Genomic DNA, 5,802 nt, shown 5'->3' with positions numbered 1-5,802 from the left:
CGCTGCCACGAAGCGGGGCTGGGCCTGATCCTGGACTGGGTGCCGGCGCATTTCCCCACCGACGCGCACGGCCTGGCGCAGTTCGACGGCACCGCGCTGTACGAGCACGCCGACCCGCGCGAAGGCTTCCACCAGGACTGGAACACGCTGATCTACAACCTGGGCCGCAACGAGGTGTCCGGCTTCCTGATCGGCAGCGCGCTGGCCTGGACCGAGCGCTTCCACATCGACGGCCTGCGCGTGGACGCGGTCGCCTCGATGCTCTACCGCGACTACAGCCGCAAGCACGGCGAGTGGGTGCCCAACGTCCACGGCGGGCGCGAGAACCTCGAGTCGATCGCCTTCCTCAAGCGCTTCAACGCCGTGCTGCACCAGCATCACCCGGGCGTGCTCACCATCGCCGAGGAATCGACCGCCTGGCCCGGCGTCACCCGCGCGCCAACCGAGGGCGGCCTGGGCTTCGACTACAAATGGAACATGGGCTGGATGCACGACACGCTCCAGTACATGGCGCGCGACCCGATCCACCGGCGCTGGCACCACCACGAGATGACCTTCGCGATGGTGTACGCGTACTCGGAGCATTACGTGCTGCCGCTGTCGCACGACGAGGTGGTGCACGGCAAGCGCTCGCTGCTGGGCCGCATGCCGGGCGACGACTGGCAGCGCTTCGCCAACCTGCGCGCCTACTACGGCTTCATGTGGGGCCATCCGGGCAAGAAGCTCTTGTTCGCCGGCGGCGAACTGGCGCAGCCGACCGAGTGGAACCACGACGCGCAACTGCCGTGGGAACTGCTGGACGATGCGCGCCACCGCGGCGTGCAACGGCTGCTGCGCGACCTCAACCGCCTGCTCGCGGCCGAGCCTGCGCTGCACGCCTGGGACGGCGACCCGCGCGGCTTCCGCTGGGCGATCGGCGACGACACCGCCAACAGCGTGTTCGCCTGGCTGCGCTTCGCCGAGGACGCGCGCCCGGCGCTGGTGGTGAGCAACTTCACCCCCACGTCGCTGCACGACTACCGCATCGGCGTGCCGCGCGAGGGGCGCTGGCAGCTGGCGGTCAACACCGACGCGGGCGACTACGGCGGCTCGGGGGTGGGGCAGGCCGAGGCACGGGCCGATCCGGTGCCGGTCCATGGCCAGCCGTATTCGCTGGCGCTGACGCTGCCGCCGCTGGCTACGGTGATTTATCTGGCGGAACGGGCATGAGCGCCGGCTCCGCCCTCGTGCAAGGGACGCCGGGAGGCCGCTGATGCCCACGCTGCCCGAACGCATGCAGGCCGGTTCGCCGTATCCGCTGGGTGCCCATTGCGACGGCATCGGCACCAACTTCGCGGTGTTCTCCGCGCACGCCGAGCGCATCGATCTGTGCCTGTTCGACCCCTCCGGCCGGCGCGAGATCGCCCGCTACGCGTTGCCCGAGTGCACCGACGAGGTCTGGCACGGCTACCTGCCGCGCCTGCGCGGCGGCCAGCTCTACGGCTATCGCGCCTACGGCCCTTACGAGCCGGAGCAGGGCCACCGCTTCAACCCGAACAAGCTGCTGCTGGACCCCTATGCGCGCCAGCTCGCCGGGCAACTGCGCTGGTCGGACGTGCTGCACGGCTACCGCGTCTCCTCGCCGCGGGCCGACCTCTCCTTCGATCGCCGCGACAGTGCCGCGGCCTGTCCCAAGGCGGTGGTGGTGGACGAGCCGATGCACTGGGAGAGCCGCGCCCATCGCCCGCGCACGCCCTGGTCCAGCACCATCGTCTACGAGGCGCACCTCCGCGGGATCACGCGCACGCTCAAGCGCGTGCGTCCGCACGAGCGTGGCACTTTCCTGGCGCTGGCCGATCCGTTCGTGATCGACCACCTGGCGCACCTGGGCGTCACCGCGGTCGAGCTGCTGCCGATCCACGCCTTCGTGCAGGACCGCCGCCTGGCCGAGATGAAGCTGCGCAACTACTGGGGCTACAACACGCTGGCCTTTTTCGCCCCGGAGCCCTCGTACCTGGCGGAGGGCGCGCTCAACGAGATCCGCGCCGCGGTGCAGGCGCTGCACCTGGCCGGCATCGAGGTGATCCTGGACGTGGTCTACAACCACACCGGCGAGGGCAGCGAGCTCGGGCCCACGCTGTCCTTCCGCGGCCTGGACAACTTGAGCTACTACCGGCTGCTGCCGGACGACCCGCGCCACTGCATCAACGACACCGGCACCGGCAACACGCTCAATACCGCGCACCCGCGCGTGCTTCAGCTGGTGATGGATTCGCTGCGCTACTGGGTGAACACCTTCCACGTCGACGGCTTCCGTTTCGACCTGGGCGTGACGCTGGGCCGCGAGGCGAACGGCTTCGATCCCAACTGCGGCCTGTTCGACGCGATGCGCCAGGACCCGGTGCTGAACGGCGTCAAGCTGATCTCCGAGCCGTGGGACGTTGGCCCCGGCGGCTACCAGCTTGGCAACCATCCGCCCGGCTTCGCCGAATGGAACGGCCAGTTTCGCGACGACGTGCGCCGCTTCTGGAAGGGCGACGCCGGCCTGCGCGGCACATTGGCCGGACGCCTGCAGGGCTCGGCCGAGCTGTTCGACCACCAGCATCGCCGGCCGTGGGCCTCGGTCAACTTCGTCACCGCGCACGACGGCTTCACCCTGCAGGACCTGGTCAGCTACGAGCACAAGCACAACGAGGCCAACGGCGAGGACAACCGCGACGGCGCCAACGACAACGAGAGCAACAACCACGGCGTCGAGGGACCGACCGACGATGCGGCAATCCTCGATACCCGCGGCCGTGCCAAACGCGCCATGCTCGCCACGCTGCTGTTCTCGCACGGCACGCCGATGCTGCTGGGCGGCGACGAGTTCGGCCGCACCCAGGGCGGCAACAACAACGCCTATTGCCAGGACAACGAGATCTCCTGGTTCGACTGGAAGCTGGCCCAGTCCGACGGCGGCCGGGCGCTGGCCGAATACGTGGCGCGGCTGATCCGCCTGCGCGAGCAGCATCCGACCCTGCGCGCCGGCGCCTTCATGCACGGCGGCGCCGACCTGCTGCCGGACCTGCCGCCGGTGTCGTGGTTCAACGAGAGCGGCAGCGCGATGCAGCAGGGCGACTGGGATTACGCCGAAGGCCGCCTGCTGATGCTGCGCCGCGCATTGCCCAAGGGGCGGCGCCATCTCGACGTCACCCTGCTGCTGATCAACGGCACCGGCGAGTTGCACCGCTTCGGCCTGCCTGCTCCGGCGCTGCCGTGGCGCCTGCGCGTCGACAGCGCGCATCCGGAGCTGCCCGAGCGCAACGTGGCGGAGGGCACGCTCGACGTTGCCGGCCTGAGCGTGATGCTGCTTTCCGCCGCGCCGCGGCAGGACGGTGCATGAGCCGGTGCTTTGGCCATGCCATGCCCTATGGCGCTCAACTGCAGCGCGATGGCCGGACCCGCTTCCGCTTGTGGGCACCGGACGCCGCGCAGGTACGGCTGGAAGTCGACGAGGGCGTGATCCGGCCCATGCAGGCACTGAGTGACGGCTGGCACCAGCTCGTCTGCACGGCCTCGGCCGGCACCCGCTACCGCTACCTGTTGCCCCAGGGCCTGCGCGTGCCGGACCCCGCTTCGCGCCTGCAGCAGGGCGGCGACGTGCATGGCGCCAGCGTGGTGGTCGATCCATGCGGCTACGCGTGGCGATACGCCGACTGGCGTGGCCGGGCCTGGCACGAGGCAGTGTTCTACGAACTGCACGTGGGCGCCTGCGGCGGCTTCCGCGGCGTGCAGGCGATGCTGCCGCGCCTCGAGGCGCTGGGCATCACCGCCGTCGAGCTGATGCCGGTCGCGCAGTTCCCGGGCACGCGCAACTGGGGCTACGACGGCGTGCTGCCGTTCGCCCCCGCAGCCGCCTACGGCACGCCCGACGAGCTCAAGGCGCTCGTCGACGCGGCGCACGGGCAGGGCCTGATGATGGTCCTGGACGTGGTCTACAACCACTTCGGACCCGACGGCAACTACCTGGGCGAGTACGCCTCGCCGTTCTTCCGCACCGGCGGCCCGTCCACCCCCTGGGGCGCGGCGATCGACGTGGCGCAACCGCAGGTGGGCGATTTCTTCGTGCACAACGCGCTGTACTGGCTGCAAGAGTTCCGCTTCGACGGCCTGCGCCTGGACGCCGTGCACGCCCTGCACAATCCGGCCTGGCTGCTGGCTCTGGCCGCACGCGTGCGCGCGGCGATGGGTGACCGCCAGGTGCACCTGGTCCTGGAGAACGAGGCCAATCAGGCGCACCTGCTCGGCCCGCGCGGCTTCGACGCCCAGTGGAACGACGACTTCCACAACGCCGTGCACGTGCTGCTCACCGGCGAACGCGCGGGCTATTACGGCGCCTACGCGGACGATCCGCTGGGCAAGCTGGTGCGCTGCCTGGCCGAAGGCTTTGCCTGGCAGGGCGAGCCGATGGGCGGCCAACCCCGCGGCGAAGCGAGCGCGGGCCTGAGTCCGCTGCGCTTCGTCGACTTCCTGCAGAACCACGACCAGATCGGCAACCGCGCACGCGGCGAGCGGCTGACCACGCTGGCCGACCCGCAGCGGCTGGAGGCGGCCTACGCGCTGCTGCTGCTCACGCCGATGGTGCCGCTGCTGTTCATGGGCGAGGAGTGGGGCAGCCGCACGCCGTTCCTGTTCTTCACCGACTACGCGAGCGAAGAACTGCGTCGCGCCGTGCGCGAAGGCCGCCGCAGGGAGTTCGCGCAGTTCGCCGAGGGAGCGGTTGACTTGCCCGACCCGCAGGCAACGTCGACTTTCGAGAAGTCGCGGCCGGATCCGCACGAAGCATCCACGCCGGCGGGCGTGGCGCGGCTGACCCTGATCCGCCTGCTGCTGGCCAAGCGCAGGCATTACCTGACGCCGCGCCTGGAGCAGGCGCGGCCGTTGGGCGCGCGCGCCATCGGCGGGCACGCGCTGCACGCGCGATGGCAACTGCAGGACGAGCAGCTGTGCGTGTACTGCAACCTGGGTGGGCATGGGCTTGCCATCGACGCCACGGCAACACCCGATGCGCGATGGTTGCATGGCGAGGCGTCGGCAATCGCCGCCTTGGCCGAAGGCCGCCTCGATCCCGCCTGCACCCTGGTTTTCCTGGAACCTTCGGCATGAGCTTCAGCGAGCGTCGCGACGCTTCCACATCACGACCTGCAGCGGGTCCCGCAGGACGGGCTTCAGCCCATCGCATGCCGTGGAACGTACAGTGGCGGGCCGAAGCCCACTCCGCGCGTCCTGTGTCGGGCCGTCCTTGCAGAGAATGCGCGTGAGCGACCTGGACGCCCGCCTCGCGGAACTGGCCGAACAGGCCGGCGTGGATGTCCACTGGCGCGATGCCAACGACCGCCCGCAGCAGGTGGCGCCAGCCACGCTGCGCGCCGTGCTCGACGCACTCGGTTTGCCGTGCGCCAACGACGACGACGTTGACGCCAGCCTCGACCGGCTGCGCCGCGAGCGCGGGAGCCTGCAATTGCCGCGCCTGCTCGTGGCCGATGCCGGCGGCTCCTTGTCGGTGCCGCCTTCGAACACGCCGCGCCTCTACCGCATCGAAGACGAGCAGGGCAGCCCGGTCGACGAAGGCACCCTGGCGGCGGACGAGCGCGTGCTGCGCGTGCCGGCGATGCCCGGCTACCACCGCCTGCTGTTGGGCGAGGACGAATGCGTGCTCGCCGTTGCGCCGCCGCGCGGCTTCGGCATCGCGGACATCGCCGGCGCGCGCCGTCCCTGGGGCGTGGCGGTGCAGCTGGCCAGCCTGCGCCGGCCCGGTGACGGCGGCACCGGCGACTGCAC

The 5,802-nt window shown here is 70.6% G+C and carries 3 protein-coding genes and 1 pseudogene; all 4 read left to right on the top strand.

Annotation, left to right across the window (positions count from 1 at the left end; genetic code table 11):
• Positions 1-1,209, top strand: a 1,209-nt coding sequence (glgB, locus tag HOQ08_RS05395; protein WP_291192352.1) for a 1,4-alpha-glucan branching enzyme, incomplete at its 5' end; no start/stop codon positions are given.
• A 43-nt stretch (positions 1,210-1,252) separates the two neighbouring features.
• A complete protein-coding gene (gene glgX / locus HOQ08_RS05390; RefSeq protein ID WP_291192351.1) occupies positions 1,253-3,364 on the top strand; it encodes a glycogen debranching protein GlgX in 2,112 nt (703 codons plus the stop codon).
• Complete coding sequence (treZ, locus tag HOQ08_RS05385; RefSeq protein WP_291192350.1) at positions 3,361-5,127, top strand: malto-oligosyltrehalose trehalohydrolase; 1,767 nt, start codon at positions 3,361-3,363, stop codon at positions 5,125-5,127. Before glgX ends, treZ begins: the two co-directional genes overlap by 4 nt.
• Positions 5,128-5,278: 151 nt before the next feature.
• Positions 5,279-5,802 (top strand): annotated as a pseudogene (locus tag HOQ08_RS05380) (4-alpha-glucanotransferase); the annotation flags it as partial.

This window comes from Frateuria sp. (assembly GCF_013362045.1).
Lineage (GTDB): Bacteria > Pseudomonadota > Gammaproteobacteria > Xanthomonadales > Rhodanobacteraceae > Frateuria_A.
Note: the sequence above shows the minus strand (reverse complement) of the source record. Positions and strands in the feature narration are given on the sequence as shown.

What these genes read in the sequence shown, in the direction of transcription:
- glgX (WP_291192351.1), top strand. Translation starts at nt 1,253, where the DNA reads ATGCCCACGCTGCCCGAACGCATGCAGGCCGGTTCGCCGTATCCGCTG.
- treZ (WP_291192350.1), top strand. Translation starts at nt 3,361, where the DNA reads ATGAGCCGGTGCTTTGGCCATGCCATGCCCTATGGCGCTCAACTGCAG.